This window comes from Microbacterium sp. GbtcB4 (assembly GCF_019091465.1).
Lineage (GTDB): Bacteria > Actinomycetota > Actinomycetes > Actinomycetales > Microbacteriaceae > Microbacterium > Microbacterium paraoxydans.
This window is the reverse complement of record NZ_JAGXJJ010000728.1, coordinates 1-231: the sequence shown is the minus strand read 5'-3', so window position 1 is coordinate 231 and position 231 is coordinate 1. Positions and strand designations below refer to the sequence as shown.

The following is a 231-nucleotide window of genomic DNA, read 5'->3' as shown; positions in this document are numbered from 1 at the left end:
TCCGCGGGCCCAGGACCGGCAAGCGGGCCGTCGTCGCGGTCCGGCCGTGGCTGACCGGCCTCATGCGTCCGCTCGACACCGTGATCTGGCACGGCGTCCGCGTCGGCGTGCTCGGCTCCAACGGCTCGGGCAAGACGCACTTCATGCGGCTGTCGGCCCGCGGCTGGTCCGACCCGGATCCGACCCTCGGGCACGTGACCGCGGTCGCGGGGGAGCTCAGCCCGGTCGCGC

Annotated in this window: 1 pseudogene; it reads left to right on the top strand. The window is 75.8% G+C overall.

The features are described 5' to 3' along the window. Positions 1-231, top strand: a pseudogene (locus tag KVS71_RS19410) (ABC transporter ATP-binding protein); the annotation flags it as partial.